This is a genomic window from Nocardia sp. NPDC051981 (assembly GCF_040680715.1).
Lineage (GTDB): Bacteria > Actinomycetota > Actinomycetes > Mycobacteriales > Mycobacteriaceae > Nocardia.
The window spans coordinates 343,715-360,248 of sequence record NZ_JBFAXK010000004.1 but is presented as its reverse complement, the minus strand read 5'-3'; the positions used below and the strand labels follow the sequence as shown (position 1 = coordinate 360,248).

General features: G+C 67.1%; 16 protein-coding genes. 11 read left to right on the top strand and 5 right to left on the bottom strand.

Translation table 11 applies throughout. The features are described from left to right. Window positions 1–37: 37 nt before the first annotated feature. The 5 genes from AB0L60_RS11080 to AB0L60_RS11060 are packed head-to-tail and all read left to right on the top strand — an operon-like array spanning window position 38 to window position 5,061. Complete coding sequence (locus AB0L60_RS11080; RefSeq protein ID WP_364610746.1) at window positions 38–1,486, top strand: form I ribulose bisphosphate carboxylase large subunit; 1,449 nt, start codon at window positions 38–40, stop codon at window positions 1,484–1,486. A 16-nt stretch (window positions 1,487–1,502) separates the two neighbouring features. After that, window positions 1,503–1,925, top strand: a complete 423-nt coding sequence (locus AB0L60_RS11075; RefSeq protein ID WP_364610743.1) for a ribulose bisphosphate carboxylase small subunit — start codon at window positions 1,503–1,505, stop codon at window positions 1,923–1,925. Window positions 1,926–1,950: 25 nt separating this feature from the next. Next, on the top strand, window positions 1,951–3,045 hold the full coding sequence (locus AB0L60_RS11070; RefSeq protein ID WP_364610741.1) for an AAA family ATPase: 1,095 nt from the start codon (window positions 1,951–1,953) through the stop codon (window positions 3,043–3,045). A gap of 16 nt (window positions 3,046–3,061) precedes the next feature. Next, on the top strand, window positions 3,062–4,138 hold the full coding sequence (locus AB0L60_RS11065; protein WP_354832763.1) for a class 1 fructose-bisphosphatase: 1,077 nt from the start codon (window positions 3,062–3,064) through the stop codon (window positions 4,136–4,138). Between the two features lie 44 nt (window positions 4,139–4,182). After that, window positions 4,183–5,061 (top strand): phosphoribulokinase, encoded by an 879-nt coding sequence (locus AB0L60_RS11060; protein WP_364610739.1) that lies wholly within the window; start codon window positions 4,183–4,185, stop codon window positions 5,059–5,061. 74 nt (window positions 5,062–5,135) lie between these two features. On the opposite strand, the gene AB0L60_RS11055 is transcribed toward AB0L60_RS11060, so the two are convergent. Both AB0L60_RS11055 and AB0L60_RS11050 read right to left on the bottom strand, forming a co-directional pair. Beyond that, window positions 5,136–5,723 carry an HdeD family acid-resistance protein gene (locus tag AB0L60_RS11055; protein WP_364610736.1) on the bottom strand — a complete coding sequence of 196 codons (588 nt, stop codon included), beginning with the start codon at window positions 5,721–5,723 and terminating at the stop codon, window positions 5,136–5,138. Between the two features lie 71 nt (window positions 5,724–5,794). Beyond that, window positions 5,795–6,466 (bottom strand): YoaK family protein, encoded by a 672-nt coding sequence (locus AB0L60_RS11050; RefSeq protein ID WP_364610891.1) that lies wholly within the window; start codon window positions 6,464–6,466, stop codon window positions 5,795–5,797. A gap of 185 nt (window positions 6,467–6,651) precedes the next feature. Between AB0L60_RS11050 and AB0L60_RS11045 the strand changes: the two genes are divergently transcribed. Next, the gene (locus AB0L60_RS11045) at window positions 6,652–7,818 is read left to right on the top strand and encodes a thiolase family protein (RefSeq protein WP_364610733.1); all 1,167 of its coding nucleotides are present in this window, start codon (window positions 6,652–6,654) and stop codon (window positions 7,816–7,818) included. A gap of 200 nt (window positions 7,819–8,018) precedes the next feature. Continuing rightward, window positions 8,019–9,128: a winged helix DNA-binding domain-containing protein gene (locus tag AB0L60_RS11040; RefSeq protein WP_364610730.1), complete on the top strand. Its 1,110-nt coding sequence runs from the start codon at window positions 8,019–8,021 to the stop codon at window positions 9,126–9,128. A gap of 991 nt (window positions 9,129–10,119) precedes the next feature. On the opposite strand, the gene AB0L60_RS11035 is transcribed toward AB0L60_RS11040, so the two are convergent. Further along, complete coding sequence (locus tag AB0L60_RS11035; RefSeq protein WP_364610727.1) at window positions 10,120–11,040, bottom strand: alpha/beta fold hydrolase; 921 nt, start codon at window positions 11,038–11,040, stop codon at window positions 10,120–10,122. 133 nt (window positions 11,041–11,173) lie between these two features. Here AB0L60_RS11035 and AB0L60_RS11030 point away from each other — a divergent pair, with 133 nt between their 5' ends. Then, window positions 11,174–11,722 (top strand): TetR/AcrR family transcriptional regulator, encoded by a 549-nt coding sequence (locus AB0L60_RS11030; RefSeq protein WP_364610724.1) that lies wholly within the window; start codon window positions 11,174–11,176, stop codon window positions 11,720–11,722. A gap of 181 nt (window positions 11,723–11,903) precedes the next feature. Here AB0L60_RS11030 and AB0L60_RS11025 read toward each other — a convergent pair whose 3' ends face one another. Further along, on the bottom strand, window positions 11,904–12,497 hold the full coding sequence (locus tag AB0L60_RS11025; RefSeq protein ID WP_364610721.1) for a TetR/AcrR family transcriptional regulator: 594 nt from the start codon (window positions 12,495–12,497) through the stop codon (window positions 11,904–11,906). A 129-nt stretch (window positions 12,498–12,626) separates the two neighbouring features. Between AB0L60_RS11025 and AB0L60_RS11020 the strand changes: the two genes are divergently transcribed. Next, the gene (locus AB0L60_RS11020) at window positions 12,627–13,013 is read left to right on the top strand and encodes a hypothetical protein (protein WP_364610718.1); all 387 of its coding nucleotides are present in this window, start codon (window positions 12,627–12,629) and stop codon (window positions 13,011–13,013) included. Window positions 13,014–13,231: 218 nt separating this feature from the next. On the opposite strand, the gene AB0L60_RS11015 is transcribed toward AB0L60_RS11020, so the two are convergent. Then, on the bottom strand, window positions 13,232–13,708 hold the full coding sequence (locus AB0L60_RS11015) for a helix-turn-helix domain-containing protein (RefSeq protein WP_364610715.1): 477 nt from the start codon (window positions 13,706–13,708) through the stop codon (window positions 13,232–13,234). A 100-nt stretch (window positions 13,709–13,808) separates the two neighbouring features. On the opposite strand from AB0L60_RS11015, the gene AB0L60_RS11010 reads away from it, so the two are divergent. Both AB0L60_RS11010 and AB0L60_RS11005 read left to right on the top strand, forming a co-directional pair. Further along, entirely contained in the window at window positions 13,809–15,212 is a 1,404-nt protein-coding gene (locus AB0L60_RS11010) for an MFS transporter (RefSeq protein ID WP_364610712.1), read from the top strand. A gap of 66 nt (window positions 15,213–15,278) precedes the next feature. After that, window positions 15,279–16,421 (top strand): serine hydrolase domain-containing protein, encoded by a 1,143-nt coding sequence (locus AB0L60_RS11005; protein ID WP_364610709.1) that lies wholly within the window; start codon window positions 15,279–15,281, stop codon window positions 16,419–16,421. Window positions 16,422–16,534: the final 113 nt, after the last annotated feature.

Genomic DNA, 16,534 nt, shown 5'->3' with positions numbered 1-16,534 from the left:
AATCACAAGTCGCCCAACCCGGTTCGCAGGAGGAATGATGGCCGGATCTGTCGATGATCAGCGCAGCCGGTGGGATCCGGGTGTGCAGTCGTACGCGTCGATGGGATACTACGCTCCCGACTATCAGCCTAAGGACACCGATGTCCTGGCGGTCTTCCGGGTGACGCCCCAGCAGGGCGTCGATCCGGTGGAAGCGTCCGCGGCGGTGGCGGGTGAATCATCCACGGCCACCTGGACGGTGGTCTGGACCGATCGGCTCACCGCGCACGAGCGCTACCAGGGCAAGTGCTATCGCGTCGACGAGGTGCCGGGCCGCAAGGGCGAGTACTTCGCCTATGTCGCCTACGATCTCGATCTCTTCGAGGAGGGTTCCATCACGAACCTCACCTCCTCGGTCATCGGCAATGTATTCGGTTTCAAACCGCTGCAGGCATTGCGACTGGAGGACATGCGTATTCCCGTGGCGTATGTCAAGACCTTTCAGGGTCCGCCGCATGGAATCGTTATGGAACGGGAGTATCTGAACAAATACGGCCGCCCGCTGCTGGGCGCCACGGTGAAACCGAAACTCGGTCTGTCGGCCCGCAACTACGGCCGCGTGGTGTACGAGGCCTGCCGGGGCGGACTCGATTTCACCAAGGACGACGAGAACATCAACTCGCAGCCGTTCATGCGCTGGCGCGACCGCTACCTGTTCGCGATGGAGGGCGTCAACCGCGCCATCGCCGAAACCGGAGAAATGAAAGGGCATTATCTCAATGTCACGGCCGCCACGATGGAGGACATGTACGAGCGCGCGGAATTCGCGAAATCGCTCGGCAGCTGCATCATCATGATGGACCTGACGGTCGGCTACACCGCCATGCAGTCCATGTCGAAGTGGGCGCGGCGCAATGGCATGCTGCTGCACCTGCATCGGGCCGGGCACTCCACCTTCACCCGGCAGAAGACCCACGGCGTCAGCTTCCGGGTCCTGGCCAAGTGGTGTCGGCTGATCGGCGTGGATCACCTGCACGCGGGCACGGTTATCGGCAAGCTGGAAGGTGATCCGCACACGGTCAAGGGCTTCTATGACACGTTGCGCGACAACCACATTCCGATGAACCCGGTCAACGGCATCTTCTTCGACCAGGACTGGGCCAGCCTGCCCGGCGTCATGCCGGTCGCGTCCGGCGGCATCCACGCCGGCCAGATGCACCAGCTGCTGGACCTGTTCGGCGACGACGCCATCCTCCAGTTCGGCGGCGGCACCATCGGCCATCCGATGGGTATCGCCGCGGGCGCGGAAGCCAACCGGGTCGCCCTCGAAGCCGTGGTCAAGGCGCGCAACGAGGGTCGCGATCTGCTCAAGGAGGGCCCGGACGTGCTGCGCCGCGCCGCCGAGATCTGCCGCCCGCTCGATGTCGCGCTCGCCACCTGGGGTGATGTCACCTTCGACTACACCTCCACCGACGCCCCCGACGCCGTCCCGACGGCCTCCCGCTGAAAGTCGAGGAAGACCCATGCATCTGCGCCAAGGCACCTTCTCGCATCTGCCGGACCTCGACGACACCGAGATCGCCGCCCAGGTCCGCTACGCCCTGCTCAACAACTGGCCGGTGTCCATCGAGTACACCGACGATCCGCACCCGCGCAACAACTACTGGGAGATGTGGGGCCTGCCGCTGTTCGACCTGGACGAGCCCGACGGGGTACTCGCCGAGATCAACGCCTGCCGGGCGACGTTCCCGCGCCACTACATTCGCGTGAACGCCTACGACGCCTCCTACGGCCGGCAGACCACGGCGCTGAGTTTCCTGGTGCAGCGCCCGGCCCACGAGCCCGGTTTCCGCCTCGACCGGACCGAGTCCGACGATCGCCGTCAGCACTACGGCTTCCACGCCTACGCACTCGACGACCGTCCGGGCCAAAGGTATGGCGGCTGAACAGCTTTCGGAACGGGAGGATATCGTGAGCGCGGAACGCCCCGCGGTACCGGGCGGCCGGCAGCCTGCAGCCGGCCGCCCGGCGGGCGGGTTCCAGATGCATCGGCCCGGGGTCACGAGCCCCGCACCGGTGCGAGGTACGGCCGCCGATGGTCCTCCCCGACCGGAGGATTCGGCGGCCGACCACCTGCACCGCCCCGCTTCCGGCCCACCGGAGATCCTGGCCGACGACGCCCTGCTGGATCTGTCGACGGATGTGGCGGGCAAGGACGTCGAGGACACTCTCGCCCGCCTCGACGCGGAACTGGTGGGTCTGGCGAACGTCAAACGCCGTGTGCGGGAGATCGCGGCATTGCTGCTGATCGATCGCGCCCGTCAGCGTTTCGGGCTCCAGGCTACCCGCCCGACCATGCACATGAGCTTCACCGGCGGGCCTGGCACCGGGAAGACCACCGTCGCTCTGCGTATGGCCGAGATGCTGTACGCCCTCGGGTACATCCGGAAACCCAAGGTGCACACCGTCACCCGCGATGATCTGGTCGGCCAGTTCATCGGTCATACCGCGCCCAAGACCAAGGAGGCCCTGGCAAAGGCCGCCGGGGGAGTGCTGTTCATCGACGAGGCCTACTACCTGTTCCGTCCTGAGAACGAGCGCGACTACGGGCAGGAGGTGATCGAGATCCTGCTGCAGGAGATGGAGAACGAGCGCACCAGCCTGGTGGTCATCTTCGCCGGCTATCCGGACCGCATGGAGACCTTCTTCTCCGCCAATCCCGGCCTGTCCTCCCGGGTGGCCCACCACATCGAGTTCCCCGACTACACCCACGACGAGCTCATGGCCATCGCCGAACTCATGGTGCGCCAGGAGAACTTCCGCTTCGATCCGGAAGCCGCACAGGCCTTCTCGCGCTATCTGAAGCTGCGCATGGCCCGCCCCCGCTTCGCCAATGCCCGCAGCGTGCGCAATGCCCTCGAGCGCTGCCGGCTGCGGCAGGCCAAACGCCTGGTCGAACTGCACCGGCCGGTCGGTCGCACGGATCTGATCACCCTGACGGACAGCGATGTCCTCGGCAGCAGTGTGTTCGCGGACGCCCTCGCCGACGAGGGGGCCCCTCCATGACGAATTGAGAGCGATTGTGCCCGAAGGATTGAAGACCCTCACCCGCTACACCATCGAGCAGGAGCACCGGCATCCCGGATCGTCCGGCGAGTTCTCGGCGCTGCTCAACGTGCTCGCCACCGCAACCAAGATCATCGGGAATCAAGTGACCCGGGGAGCGATCGTCGGCTCCCTGGGCGCGTCCGATGCCGAGAATCTGCCGGTCACCGTGCACCGGAAGATGGACGCGATCGCCAACGACATCATGGTGGCCGAGAGCCAGTGGACCGGACCGCTGGCGGCGCTGGTGTCCGAGCAGATGCGCGAATGCCATCAGGTGCCGACAGAGTACCGGCGCGGGAAGTATCTGCTGGCCTTCGATCCGCTCGACGGATCCAGCAATATCGACGTGAATCTGCCGGTGGGAACGATCTTCAGCGTGCTGCGCGCTCCGGAGGACGGGCGCGAGGCGGCCGGCACCGACTTCCTCCAGCCGGGCGTCCAGCAGGTGTGCGCCGGCTTCACGCTGTACGGGCCCGCGACCATGCTGGTGCTCACCACCGGCAACGGGGTGGACGGGTTCACGCTGGACCGCGAGGTGGGCGCGTTCGTGCTCACCCATCCACGTATGCGAATCCCCGACGACACTTCCGGTTTCGCGATCAATGCCGCCAATGAGCGGTTCTGGGAGCGCCCCGTCCGCCGCTATGTCCACGAATGCCTCGAAGGCGTGGACGGCCCGCGCGGACGGGATTTCAATATGCGCTGGGTCGCCTCGCTGGTGGCCGACACCTTTCACATCCTGACCCGCGGCGGGCTCTACATGTATCCGCGCGATACCCGCAATCCCGAACGCCCGGGCCGGGTTTCGCTGCTGTACGGGGCCAATCCGATCGCCTTCATCGTTGAACAGGCCGGGGGTGCGGCCAGCACCGGGCACGAACGGGTGCTGGATGTGCGGCCCGAGGAGCTGCACCAGCGGATCCCGTTCATCTTCGGCTCCCGCAACGAGGTCGAACGGATCGAGCGCTATCACCGCGAACCGGAGGAGGGGCCCAGTTTCGACGCCTCGCTCTTCGGTTCCCGCTCCCTGTTCCGCGCGTCCCGGCACTGAAACGCCGGTTGTGAAAGCTGTTGTCCGGCAATCGAGGAGGTGCCATGTCGGTCAAACATCCCGTGGTCGCGATCACCGGGTCGTCCGGTGCGGGGACGACCAGCGTCACGCGAACCTTCCAGGAGATATTCCGCCGCGAGGGAATCAGCGCGGCGATCGTGGAAGGGGATTCGTTCCATCGCTACGACCGCAACGAGATGAAGCTGGCCATGGCAGAGGCCGAACAGCATCGCAACCTGACCTTCTCGCATTTCGGGCCGGAGGCGAACCTGCTCATCGAACTGGAGTCGCTGTTCCGCGAGTACGGGGAGACCGGTGTGGGCGCGGTGCGCCGCTACCTGCACGATGACGACGAAGCCAAACCCTTCGGGCAGCCGGCGGGCACGTTCACGCCGTGGGAGGAGCTCTCGCCGGGCAGCGATCTGCTGTTCTACGAGGGCCTGCACGGGGCGGCGGTCGGCGACGGCGTCGACGTGGCCCGCTATGCCGATCTGCTGGTGGGCGTGGTTCCCATCATCAATCTGGAGTGGATTCAGAAGGTGCACCGCGACAAGACCGAACGCGGCTACTCCAGCGAGGCCATCATCGACACCATTCTGCGGCGCATGCCCGACTACGTGAAGCACATCTGCCCGCAGTTCTCCCGGACCTACGTGAACTTCCAGCGGGTGCCCACGGTGGACACCTCGAATCCCTTCACCGCCCGGACCATTCCGACCGCGGACGAGAGTTTCGTGGTGATCCGCTTCGCCGATCCGAAGGTCATCGACTTCCCGTATCTGCTGTCCATGCTGCACGATTCGTTCATGTCGCGGCCCAACAGCATCGTGGTGCCGGGCGGGAAGATGGACCTGGCGATGCAGCTCATCTTCACACCGCTGATCCTGCGGCTGATGGACAAGCGGCCCAAGCGGCTGCGCTGATCCGGTTTGTGCGGCACGAGAAAACGGCGGCCGCCCGGGAGGGCGACCGCCGTGAGTTACGCGGATCGAAGCGGTCAGACGGCGGCGGGGACATCCTTGGCACGGCTCTTGACCATGAAGGCCGAGACCACCTCGAAGACGCCGATGGCGATCAGCCAGCAGCCGACCACCACGACCAGGGCCGTGATCGAGCGGAACGGCTCCACGATCAGCAGACCACCACCGACGATGAGCAGGATGCCGAACAGGATCTGCCAGCCCCGGCCCGGGACGGCGGCATCGGACATCGCGGCCACCAGCACCGCGGTGCCGCGGAAGATCCAGGTGATGCCGATCCACAGCGCCAGCAGGCCGATGGCCTGGAACTCGTTGCGGAAGCAGAAGAAGCCCAGAATGAACGACAGGATGGCGGTAATGAAGGACAGCACCCGCATCCAGGTGCTGATGTGTACTCCGAAGGCCGCGATCAGCTGGAAGACACCGGACACGAGCAGGTAGATGCCGAACAGGACACCGGCGACGACCAGGGTGGGTCCGGGCCACACCAGCACCAGGATGCCCAGCACCACCGAGAGAATGCCGGTGACCAGGATCGACTGCCACGCGCTGCGGGCCAGTGCATGGACCGGCCCTTCGTAAACTCCCTCTTTGCTGGTTGTCATGTTCAGCAGAATATGACCAGTTCGGGTCATTTGCGATTAATTAGCCAAGTGTTGCGCGGCTGTGACATGACTCAATCGTCGTCGGCGCTCCGGCGCGCGATGCGCCGCACCCAGCGAATATCGGCCCGCCAGGTGTATCCGGCGACCAGCAGCGAACCGACGACCGCGGCATTGAGCATCGAGGAACCGTTCACCACCAGCGACACCAGGCCACCGATGAGCGCGCCAGCGCTGAACGAAACATATTGCGTCGCATAGCCGAGCCAGTCACGGGCAGCGCCGTCACCGAAGATGTGCCGCTCGATGCCCTGCGCGAGTTTGACCAAGGTGCCGGTGACGTAGCTGACCGGAATCGAGACCTCGCCGTTCTTGACGAAGGAGGTGTTGAGCGCGCCCATGCCGAAGGCGACGAACAGGATCGGGATCAGGCCGATGGCACGCTCGCCGAACACTGCGTCCACGATGGCCGCGAGCAGCAGCGCGCCGGTGGTGAGCATGGTCGCGCCGTGCGGATGGTTGGTCCACCAGTACCGGCGGCAGATCGAGGCGATGAAGACGCCGGCCAGGAAGCAGAGGATGATCGCGGCCGCGCCGCCGGCCAGGGTCGGGTCGCCGGCGAAGTTGCCGAGAATCGTGCGTTCCGTATTGCCGGTCATGAAGGTGACGAAATAGCCCTCCGAGTGGGTGTACGCGGCCGCGCCGATGAATCCCGCCAGCGTTGACAGCACCGCGGACAGCCGCATCTCGAGATCCCAGAAGGGCTTCTGGGGTTGCTTGCCGGTCGCAGTCACAGCAACAGGCTAGCAATCTGCGGCAGGTCGCCCGGCGGTGAAAATTCGCGCCGGTGACGCCATGCTGCCGGTGCGGTACAGTGCGTATGTTAACCGGAATTCGCAGCTGGAATGACTAGTGGGAACAAGGAGAAGTCATGACCTTCGCCGTCATCGTCGACGCTGTCCGCACCCCCTCCGGGAAGGGGAAAACCGGTGGCGGCCTGTCGGAAGTGCATCCGGCGACACTGCTGTCGGGCGTGCTGGAGAGCCTGGTCGAGCGCACCGGGATCGATCCCGCGCTGGTCGATGATGTGATCGGCGGTTGCGTCACGCAGAGTGGAGAGCAGGCGTTCAATATCTCCCGCACCGCGGTGCTGGCGGCCGGCTTTCCGGAAGCGGTGCCCGCCACGACGGTGGACCGGCAGTGCGGATCCTCACAGCAGGCCGCCCATTTCGCGGCGCAGGGTGTCATCGCGGGGGCCTACGACATCGCCATCGCCTGCGGCGTGGAATCCATGTCGCGGGTGCCGATGTTCTCCAACGCCCAGGGCCGCGACGCCAATCGCGGGCCCATCGCGTACCGATACCCGGACGGGCTTGTGCAGCAGGGCATTTCCGCCGAGGTGATCTCCGCGCGCTGGAAGTTCGACCGGACCGCGCTCGACGAATTCGCGGCGCGCTCGCACCAATTGGCCGCCGCCACCGCGGCATCCGGAGGCTTCGACAACGAACTGGTCCCGGCGGGATCGCTCACCGCCGACGAGACCATCCGCCCCAGCACCACCGTCGAGGGCTTGGCCGGGCTGAAGCCCGCCTTCGTGGACGCCGAATTCAAGGCCCGGTTCCCGGAAATCGAATGGTCCATCACCCCCGGCAACTCCTCGCCCCTCACCGACGGCGCGTCGGCGGCGCTCATCATGAGCCAGGAGAAGGCCGCACAGCTCGGCCTGAAGCCGCGGGCCCGCTTCCACTCCTTCGCGGTCACCGGTGACGACCCGCTGCTCATGCTCACCGCCGTGATCCCGGCCACCCGCAAGGTGCTGGCGCGAGCGGGACTGTCCATCAACGACATCGATGTCTACGAGGTGAACGAGGCGTTCGCACCGGTGCCGCTGGTCTGGGCACACGAACTCGGCGCCGACCCGGCCAAGCTCAACCCGCGCGGTGGCGCCATCGCCCTGGGCCACCCGCTCGGCGCATCGGGCACCCGCATCCTCACCACCATGCTCAACCACCTCGAACAGACCGGCGGCCACTACGGCCTCATGACCATGTGCGAGGCGGGCGGCCTGGCCAACGCCACTATCATCGAACGCCTCTGAGTTCGCGCCTCGCATCGCGGGCACGATCGGCCGGAGGCCTCGACGAAGCGACCCCTTCGCCGCCGCCCGACAGCGCCTCGGGTGCCCATGCGCTGCACGCCGGATGGCTTCCTGGGCACGGGAAATCGCCAGCACTGTCGGGGACCGGCCGTAGGCTGGCGTCGGTTGCGCGGTCAGCGCGTGGAATGGGCGGAGGCGTTGTGCAGGTTTCGTGGGATCAGGTGTTCAGCTGGCGGGTCCAGCGGCAGTTCGTGGATCCGCGGACGAACAGCGATGCCGTGGCCGTGGTCGAGCGGCTGTGCGGGGTGCAGGCGCAGGTGACGTCGGCGGCGGAAACCGCTGTGGCGCTGCGGCGTTCGGTAGGTGAGCCCGGTGCGATAGTGGCAGCGCTGGGGGCGGGCGCGCTGATGAAGACGTGGGCGATGCGTGGCACGCTGCACGCACTGACGCCGGAGCAGGGGGCCGCGGCGTTGTCGCTCATGGCGTCCGCACGCACGTGGGAGAAGCCCGCGTGGACAAGGGCTTCCGGGGCGACACCGGATGATGTGGCGGCGCTGGTCGAGGCGGTCGGGGACATTCTCGACGGGCGTGTGCTGACTCGCGACGAACTGGTCGCGGAGCTGATCGCCGAGCGGCGATTCCAGCCGCTGGAGGACCGTCTGCGCTCCGGATGGGGTTCGATGCTGAAGCCCCTGGCCTGGCAGGGCGCGCTGTGCCACGGCCCGTCCCGCGGCACAGCGGTCACCTTCACCAATCCCGCGCACGTCATTCCCGGCTGGTCCGGCATCCCCGACCCGGATGCCGCCGCGCCCACCATCATCCGCGCCTACCTCGGTGCCTACGGCCCCGCCACCCCGGAGATCCTCAATACCTGGCTGACTCGCGGCTTCCTGAGCAAACCGACTGTGCGCCGCTGGTTTTCGGACCTCGGCAACGAGCTGACGGAGATCGACGTCGAGGGACGCCCCGGCTACTTCCTCACAGCCCACCTCGACGAACTCGCCAGGACCAAACCGACTTCCGCAGTCCACCTCCTCGGCCAGTTCGACCAGTACGTGCTGGGCCCCGGCACCGGCGACACCGCCCTCCTCCCCGGCGACCACCGTGCCAAGGTCAGCCGTACCGCAGGCTGGATCTCCCCACTCGTCCTGACCGGCGGCCGGATCACCGGAACCTGGGACCTCGACAAGGGCGACCTGACCGTCTCCATGTTCGACGGCGCACCCGTCCCCACCGCCCAGCTCACCGCCGAACTACCCCGCATCGCCAAGGCCACCGGCCGGCCCGTCACAACAGTCCGCGCTGCCTGAATCGCCCCGCACCCATCCGCGTCGAGGTCGGTCCGGAGCTGCGGTTCGTGCTCTTCGGCGACGAGGCGTTCGGAATCTTCGCCGCGCCCCGGCCAGGGCTCTACGGCCTCGGCGACCTCTGACCTCGATCGCGGGGACAAGCTCTAGGGCCTGCAACAGCCAGAACGGCGCCGCAAAAGCAATCACCTCGCATCGATCTCGAGCCCGTCGCAGATCGAAACCGGGTTTCCCGCACGGGTTTTCACCCCGCAGCGGAGTATGCCGGCCCGACGGCTGCGGCGAGCCGGCTGCATTCGTCGCGGACCGGGGAACGCGGCGAGTCACACCATCTTCTGGTGCCTCTCGCTATCGGGGGCAACCTCGGCAGGACCGCCCGCACGTGGGCGGTCCACGACCGCCTGCGGCCGGCATTCACTGGTGATCCGGCGTAGTTCCTCGGTTGGATTCTCGACGCTGCCGCGCAGACGGGCGCAGAACGCATCCAACGACCCGTACCGGGCCACAATGTCCGATACCAAGTGCGCCACCGTCCTGTTCGGCATCACTGGAACCCTTCTCTCCTCAATCGGAACTGGTCACCTCGCCACGCACCCCAAGTCGGCCAGGGCTGACGGGGAAGATCGTCGAGCAGGCCCAAACCATCGCGGACACTCGACAGTGCCACCGGATTCCGCGACGGCGAACGCCACCGTACAGACCACTGCAAGCTGTCAGCAAACCGGTCGGCGAGTCGACAATGCGCGTCGCGTCGTGACAACGCCCCGCCAGTGAACGTCCCTGCGGCCCAGCCGCATTCGGAACCGAGTCCAATCCGACACGGTCACCCGGTTCGCGGTGCAGCACGGATGCCGGCGGTCCTGCCAGGGCGATGATCAGGCGAGCGCAGGTCTCGGGTCGCCGGCAGCAGCGACATCGGTTCTTTGCGGTCCAACACAGCCGGATCCCGCAGGCGACCGACATTGTCGATCCACCGCACTCGAATGTTGGATTGCTATCGACCCAGCGGTCCTGTGAAGGGCAGGACGACCGTGCAGGAGACGGGTGTGGCGTGCGCGGGGTCGAGGGCATTGAGGACCACGCGCACGGTGACCGGATCCGCGGGCAGCTCGTAGTGCTCGGTGTAGTCGGTCGGGCAGAGGTCCTGCAGCACCACGTCGTCGACATTGGGTCCGTCCAGCAGGCCGGTGGTCCAGGGGGTGGCGATCTCGTCGTAGCGGGAGACCACGGTGGTGAACCGGATGTCCGGTGCCAGGGCCGGGTCCGCGTTCAGGTCGATGGCGACCTTCGAGCCGGGCGAGAGCTGGCACGGCCCGCACTGTGCGGCCAGTTCCGCTCCGGGCGCGGTGGATTCGAGCAGCGGCTGCAGGTTCGCGAGGCCGCTGACCGTGGAGCCGTGCAGCGGCGCGGCCAGCGCCACGTAGTGGTCGATCTTCGGGATGGCGCCGAGGTGGTTCAGGGCGTAGAACGGCACCGCGCCGCCCATCGAGTGGCCGACGAGATCGACCTTGTCCGAGCCGGTTTCGGCGCGCACCCGGTCGATGAAGTCGGAGATCTGCTGGGCGCTGGTCTCGACCGGCGTGATGGCGCCCATGACCGGGCCGAGCGCGCCGGTGCCGTAGGTCGTGGTGAACACGCAGTAGCCGGCGTTCGTGAGGACCGCGGACAAGGTGTTCCAGGTAACGGTGTCATTGGACAGCCCGTGCAGCAGCACCACCGGATTCGAGTGCGCGGCAGCAGGTTTGCAGGACCAGTCGTTCGCGCCGGGCGGCACCTGCCCGGGCGCGGTGAGCTCGGCCGCCAGTCCGCCGAAGTAGCTGTAGGAAGGATCCGGCTCGTGCGCCGCGGCCGGGCGTACGGCGAGCGCGGCGGCGAACACGAGGGCGGTGGTGAGGCAGCAGGTGGCCGATCGCATGGGTACTCCCGGGGATTCGTGCCGGTCGGCCTCGCGATGCCCCCTACGCGCCGCGTATGACCGACCGGTCGGTCATAGGTTAGCCGCTGTGTACCCTCGAGGGGAACACACAGCGCAAGAAAGGACTCCGGCCATGCCCCGACCCGCGGAACCGGGCCGCAACGCCCTGCTCGACGCCGGGGCGGAGGTCGCCGCGCGCACAGGCCTGGCCGGACTGTCGGTCAATGCCGTGGTCCAGGCCGCCGGCATGGCGAAAGGCACCTTCTACCATCACTTTCCGGATCGGCGCAGCTATGTGGTCGCGCTGCACCGCCGGTATCACGACGAGCTGACCGGTCTCGTCCTCGCCGCCGTCGGCGACCTCGCGCCCGGCCGCGAGCGACTGCGCGCCGGCCTCGCCGCCTACCTCGACGCCTGCCTGGCCACCCGGGGCACCAAAGCCTTTCTCGCCCAGTCTCGCACCGAGGCAGATCTGCTCGACGAGGTGACCGCCCGCAATCAGCTGGTCGCCGCGGCGATCGTGCCCGATATCGAACAGCTGGGCTGGGCGGACCCGCCCGCGGTGGCGCTCCTGGTCATCGCCATGGTGGCCGAGATCGCGCTCACCGAACTGTATTCCGATACGGCCCGCCCCGACCTGCGTGCCGCGCTCACCGCATTGATCGAGCGCACGCCGACCTGATTGCCGTCGCGGTCACCGCCCGTGTCGGCGAGTCCGGCCCAGACAAACATGGAGAGGTGGGCCGATCTCTTCCAGCAGGCCCCGACACCCCTCACCGAGGGCGCCTCACACCCGAATCCCGGGCAAATGCCGGATCGAGCCGACCGCACCCGTCCACCGGTATCGGCGCGGTCATCGGGCTTCAAGCGATGGGTGCCACGCCGGATGCCAGGGCACGGGCGGCGTCGGCGAAGTACTGCTCGTCGGCGCCGTCGGCGAGGCCGAGAATGACGCCCTGGCTCAGGCCGACGAACAGCGCCCTGAGAGCTATGACCAGGCGTTGCGCCTGGTGCACCGTCACGACGATCCCGTTGTGCGACCTTCCGGCGAACAGTTCGATCAGATGGTTCTCTTGTGTCCGGATGGACGCGGCGAGCTGGGTCCGCAAGTCCGGGTCGTGTATGGCCATGTCCAGCAGGGTGATCTGGAGCGAAAGGCCGGCCAGCGCATCGGGGCCATCGCAGCTACGCCGGTAGTACCGGGCAAAGGCATCGACTGCTTCCAGCAGATCCAGTCCCGTGGGAACCGCCTGTTCGATCTCTTCGTAGTGCGGTCGCAGGTAGTCAGTGACCAGGGCGACCACCAGGCCGTTCTTGCTGCCGAACAGCGAGTAGATGGCACCGGTGGTCACCTCGGCCAGCTCAGCGATCTCATCGAGCCTGGCGCTGTATCCATTTCGGGAAACGACCTGAAACGCGGCGTCCAGCAGGGCGCGCCGGTTGCGTTCCTTCGCCACTGCTCTAGTCATCCTCATAGGGAGATTATTACCGTAATCTGATTACGGAAGTAGTTGTAGCCCACACCGGCATCCGGAGGACCCATGCCTCAGACCCAGGCCATGACAACGACAGCTACGCGCCGGACGGTGGGGATCATCGCCGACGGCTCTGTCAAGGTGCTGCTCGCTGTCGCCTACACAATCGGCGCCGAGCCGCTCGGTCATCAGCTCGGCGTAGACGCCTGGCTGATGGTTGTCTGCGGCGTGGCGCTGCTGATCGGTGGTGGGATCGAGATCGGTTACGTGCGTAGCCGTTCGGTGCGCACGTATACGCGGCTCATGGTTGCTTACGACAGTGGCTGGGTGTTGGCGACGCTTGCCGGCCTGCTGCTGGCATGGCAGGGCCACAGCGCGGCCGGTGAGGTATGGATCGGATACCAGGCAGCAGCTCCCATTGTGCTCGCCGCACTGCTGGTAGCCGCCACCCCCATGCCGACCGGTACGGACACTCCCGCTGAGGATTCCGCACACTGACACCGACCGGGAAACTCGGGACGCCAGTCAGCAGCCGCCTACCTGGACAACGGGTTCTTTCGGATCACCGAATCGGCCGTCGGTGGCCGAGCCGGTAGGCGGCGTCCGGTCGCCCAGTAGGATGAAACCTCCTACGCCGCTGCTCATTCCGGCCGGTGAGAGTGACCGGCACATCCGGTCGGCGACGCGATCTGGCTGCTGTCGAATGGTTTTGTTCGTCAGTTGCTGCCGGGCAGGAGGGACGGATCGTGAGCGCCTGGGCCCAGTTGGGGGCGTAGGTCCTTGACGGTCAGGTGATCGCCGCATTCCGAGCAGACGGGCTGGACGGTCATGACTTGGCCGCAGGATTTGTGGACGGATTCGATCGGGGGGCCGTCGGGGGCGGCCCATTCGTCGCCCCATTGGCGCATGGCGGCCACGATCGTCCAGAGGGAGCGGCCCTTGTCGGTGAGCAGGTAGTCGTATCGGACCGGGTTGTCCTGGTAGGGGGTCTTGTCCAGGATGCCTTGGGCGACGAGGTGTTCCAGGCGCTGGGTGAGGACATTGCGGGCGATGCCGAGGCGGGAGCGGAAGTCGTCGAAGCGGGTGATGCCGAAGAGGGCGTCACGGACGATGAGCAGGGTCCACCATTCACCCACCACCTCCAGGCACTGGGCGATGGAGCAGTTCATGTCCTCGAAGCTGGTTCGCCGCATGACTCCAGCATAGTTGGTTGCTTGAAGAGACTCACTCGCCTATGGTCCGTCTCATGAAAAAACTCACTCGGGCCGACGGCCGGACGCATGGGGGAGAACGATGAGCACCGTTGTCGCGCAGGAGGAACGTCGGGTCGTCGATCCGCGGGTGGTGCTCGGGATCGTCGCGGTGGCGGTGCTGCTGTCCAGCCTGGACCTGTTCATCGTCAATGTGGCGCTGCCGCGGATCGCGGAGGATTTCTCGGGAGCCCGGATCGCGGGACTGTCGTGGGTGCTCAACGCGTATTCGATCGTGTTCGCGGCGCTGCTGGTTCCCGCCGGGCGGCTGGGTGACCGGAACGGGAACAAGACCGCGTTCCTGACCGGGCTGGGCGTGTTCGTGCTGGGGTCGGCGCTGTGCGCGGTGGCGTGGAATACCGGTGCGCTGGTGGCCTTCCGGGTCCTGCAGGCGGCGGGCGCGGCGTTGCTGACACCGTCCTCACTGGGCCTGCTGCTGGCCGGGACACCGGCCGAGCGACGGGCGACGGCGGTGCGGCTGTGGGTGGCGTTCGGCGGTCTGGGCGCGGCGTTGGGGCCGGTGATCGGCGGACTGCTGGTCGAACTGCATTGGCGCTGGGTGTTTCTGGTGAACGTGCCGTTGGGGATCATCGCGCTGGTGCTGGGGGCGCGGCTGTTGCCACGACCGAACGGCACGGGCGGATCGATGCCGGACGGGGTCGGCGCGCTCATGTTGATCGGGTCGGTGGCGTCGCTGATTCTGGCCGTCGTCAAGGGCGAGGACTGGGGGTGGGGATCGCCCGGTGTGATCGGTGCGTTCGCGGCGACCGCTGTGTTCGCGGTGGTGTTCGCGGTCTCGTCGCGTCGCCATCACAGTCCCGTCGTCGATCCGGGACTGCTGCGCGTGCCGAATTTCGCGCTCATGCTCGGCAATTCGCTGCTGTTCAATATCGCGTTCGCGGGGATGCTGCTATCGGCGGTGCTGTGGATGCAGAACGTGTGGGGGTGGTCGGCCTTGCAGACCGGGCTGGGCATCGCGCCCGGGCCGCTGATCGTGCCGCTGGTGGCGGTGTCGGCCGGCCGGCTGATCGCCCGGATCGGTGTCGGGCCGGTGCTCGCGCTCGGCGGAGTGGCGTTCGCTGCCGGAATCGTCTGGTGGGCGCAGGCGATCACGCTGCGGCCGGACTATCCGGCCGGGCTGCTCGGCGGCATGCTGGTGACCGGTCTGGGCGTCGGCCTGACCATGCCGACCAGTGTGGCGGCGGGGACCGCGGGGCTGCCGCCGCAGCAGTTCGCGACCGGGTCGGCGGTGCTGAGCATGGCGCGACAACTCGGAATGGCCGTTGGTGTGGCCGTTCTGGTGGCGGTGCTGGGTACGCCCGGCGGCGCGCAGGCGACCCTCGACGCCTTCCAGCACGGTTGGTACGTGATCGCCGGCGCTTCGGTGGCCGCGGGCGTGCTGGGCCTGGCAGCGCGAATGCCGAAGGCCACACGGGTATCCGGGTAGATTCTCAGGGACCGACTCAGGGGTTGTCCGGATGTCGCGGTCCGCGGCCGTCCCTACCGTCGAGATATGCGAATCGGGCTGACGGTGACAGTGCTGGCGCTGGTGGGGGCCGCGGGATGCGGGAGTATGACCACCTCGGTGCCGCAGCCGGTCTCCACCACCCCGATGGCGGTGTCGCCCAAGCGAGTCGAGCGGATTCGCGACGACATCGACGGGCTGGTGCGGGCCGGGACCACCGGGGTGATCGCGACCCTCACGGAGAACGGGCAGACCATCACCCTCACCGCCGGGGTCGGGGACCGCACCACCCGGGCACCGATTCCGATGGCCCCGCCGCAGCAGGTGCGGGTCGGCAGCATCTCCAAAACCTTTGCGGCGGCACTCATCATGCAATTGGTGTCGGAGGGGAAGGTGCGGCTCGACGAACCCGTCGACACCTATCTGCCCGGGCTCCTCAGGGGCAATGGCGTGGACGGGCGCGTGATCACGGTGCGCCAGATCCTCCAGCACCGCAGCGGACTGCCGGAACTCTCCGATGACCCCGAACTCGACGAGGTGCGCGCCGCGGCCGGGGGCCGCACCTTCACTCCCGCCGAGGAGATCGCGATCGCGCTGCGCCGGCCCGCGCAGTTCGCGCCGGGGGAGCGGTTCAAGTACACCAATACCAATTTCATCATCGCGGGCATGCTGGTCGAAAAGGTAACGGGCAGAACATATTCCGAGGAACTTACCGGCCGCATCGCCACACCGAATCAGCTCGCCGACACCTACCTGCCCGGTCCGGGCGAGACCGGCTTCCGCGGCCCGCACCCGCAGGGCTACACCCTCGTCGGCGGCGTCCCGACCAACGTCACCCGCTCCGAGCCATCGGTGGCATGGTCGGCAGGCGGACTGATCTCCACCGGCAACGACCTGAACCACTTCTTCATGGCCCTGCTCGCCGGAAAGATCGTCGCCGACGGCCAGCTGCACGACATGCTGACAACCCCACCCCGTTCCCCGGACAGCACCCTCGACTACGGCCTCGGCATCGGCGCGATCCAACTGCCCTGCGGCGCACAATACTTCGGCCACGTCGGCGAGATCGCCGGCTACCTCACCATTTCCGGCGCCACCCGAGACAGCCGCGCGGTAACCATCGCGATGAACGACTCACCGGACACCGACCCGGACATCACCGGCCTACTCAGCGACGCCCTGTGCCCATAGCCGTCACAACTGCCCCGACAGTCATCAGCGGGCATGGCATCCGAGCATCCCCAGGGTTCCGGCACCCGACGCGTACGATGACCTTGCCCTGACATCCCGTTTCGAGTGAGGTT

Coding starts and splice junctions, on each gene's coding strand:
- AB0L60_RS11080 (WP_364610746.1), top strand. CDS start 38: ATGGCCGGATCTGTCGATGATCAGCGCAGCCGGTGGGATCCGGGTGTG.
- AB0L60_RS11075 (WP_364610743.1), top strand. CDS start 1,503: ATGCATCTGCGCCAAGGCACCTTCTCGCATCTGCCGGACCTCGACGAC.
- AB0L60_RS11060 (WP_364610739.1), top strand. CDS start 4,183: ATGTCGGTCAAACATCCCGTGGTCGCGATCACCGGGTCGTCCGGTGCG.
- AB0L60_RS11055 (WP_364610736.1), bottom strand. CDS start 5,723: ATGACAACCAGCAAAGAGGGAGTTTACGAAGGGCCGGTCCATGCACTG.
- AB0L60_RS11050 (WP_364610891.1), bottom strand. CDS start 6,466: ATGCGGCTGTCCGCGGTGCTGTCAACGCTGGCGGGATTCATCGGCGCG.
- AB0L60_RS11045 (WP_364610733.1), top strand. CDS start 6,652: ATGACCTTCGCCGTCATCGTCGACGCTGTCCGCACCCCCTCCGGGAAG.
- AB0L60_RS11035 (WP_364610727.1), bottom strand. CDS start 11,040: ATGCGATCGGCCACCTGCTGCCTCACCACCGCCCTCGTGTTCGCCGCC.
- AB0L60_RS11030 (WP_364610724.1), top strand. CDS start 11,174: ATGCCCCGACCCGCGGAACCGGGCCGCAACGCCCTGCTCGACGCCGGG.
- AB0L60_RS11015 (WP_364610715.1), bottom strand. CDS start 13,708: ATGCGGCGAACCAGCTTCGAGGACATGAACTGCTCCATCGCCCAGTGC.
- AB0L60_RS11010 (WP_364610712.1), top strand. CDS start 13,809: ATGAGCACCGTTGTCGCGCAGGAGGAACGTCGGGTCGTCGATCCGCGG.
- AB0L60_RS11005 (WP_364610709.1), top strand. CDS start 15,279: ATGCGAATCGGGCTGACGGTGACAGTGCTGGCGCTGGTGGGGGCCGCG.